Source organism: Yoonia ponticola (assembly GCF_014199395.1).
In the GTDB taxonomy this organism is placed as follows: domain Bacteria; phylum Pseudomonadota; class Alphaproteobacteria; order Rhodobacterales; family Rhodobacteraceae; genus Yoonia; species Yoonia ponticola.
Window position 1 is genome coordinate 1 of sequence record NZ_JACIJM010000030.1, and the last position, 1374, is coordinate 1374.

Annotated in this window: 1 protein-coding gene; it reads right to left on the reverse strand. The window is 54.9% G+C overall.

Annotation, left to right across the window (positions count from 1 at the left end; genetic code table 11):
• Positions 1–254: 254 nt before the first annotated feature.
• Entirely contained in the window at positions 255–1289 is a 1035-nt protein-coding gene (locus FHS72_RS18385) for an IS110 family RNA-guided transposase (RefSeq protein ID WP_183531190.1), read from the reverse strand.
• Positions 1290–1374: the final 85 nt, after the last annotated feature.

Here is a 1374-nt window from a genome sequence, read left to right on the forward strand (position 1 = left end):
GCTTCTCTAATTGGGTGTTTGGGTCAAGCTCCTTTTCCTTTTTAGTTTCGGGTCATTGTCACTCATCCGGGTCACGCTTCTCTTCGCAGTCTGGTTGATGCCGTGGTGGCACCGCTGCACGCATATGTCGGATCGGCAGTGGAGAGCCTTGCTTAGAGACGCGCTTCACGTTGCGCAGCAGCCATTTTCGGCTTCTTCCACAGACCTCGTCCGGTGAGGGACGACCCCGTTAGGATTGGTGGTCGGCTTTTAGTTCATGCCGCTCCTCCCACCTGGTCCTGACGGAATTCCGTGCCATCAATCCACATCCGGTGGAGCAAGACGGCGAGCTTGCGGGCGACGGCGACAACAGCGCGACGACGACCCTTGGTCCGCATCAGTCGCATGCCCCAAGACTTGATTTGAGACCCCGCCATCGTTCGCATGAGCAAAGCGTTGGCGGCGGCGTACAAAGTTGCGCGGACATCTCGGTCTCCCGCTTTGGATATACGACCGGGATTGTCATGTTCACCAGACTGATATCGTCGCGGTGTTAGGCCAAAATGTGCGCCAACAGTGCGGGATCGTTTGAATCGCGTCGGATCATCAACAGCAGCCTTGAAAGTCAACGAAGCAATCGGTCCGACACCCGGAACGGTCATCATCCGCATGCAAACTTCATCATGGCTGGCAGCGCGTTTGACGCGCCGATCCAGTTCGAGAAAATGCTGATACAAAACCACACGTGCATCCAAGAGCGGGATCAAGGCATGGGTCAAAATATCATCCATCTCAATCAACGGCCTGACGATGCCGTCAAAGCTCCCGTGCTTCACAGTCATGGGCAGACGAATGCCGAAGATCTTCAGCAGTCCACGGACTTCGTTTGCCAAATCCATCGTTTTCTTCAGCAACGCCTTGCGTGTGCTGAGCAAGGCACGCACACCATGTGCCTCTCGGCTCTTCATATGCACAGGGCTGAACCAGCCGGTGCGCAGCACTTGAGCGATGCCACGTGCATCATTCTTGTCAGTCTTATTCCGCATTGCCGACAGCGCTGCATTGACCTGTCGCGCCTCCATGCAGACCACATCAAAGCCCTCTGTTGTCAAACCGAAGTACAGGTGCTGGCTCATTGTGCCTGCTTCAAAGCCAACCCGTTCAATCGGATGCGCAAACTCAGCAAGGCACTTAGCGATGTCGCTGACCTCGCAAGGCAGCTCCCGCTCAAGAAGCACCTTTCCCTTGCCATCAACAATGCAAAGCGCACAGGATCGCAGCGATACGTCTATTCCGGCAAAATATTCCATCTTCTTTTTCCCTTGTTCACAGTCATCCTGTGATCTTATCGGGAGCTCGACCTCAGAACAGAGGGTAGCCCAATTACGCATGCTT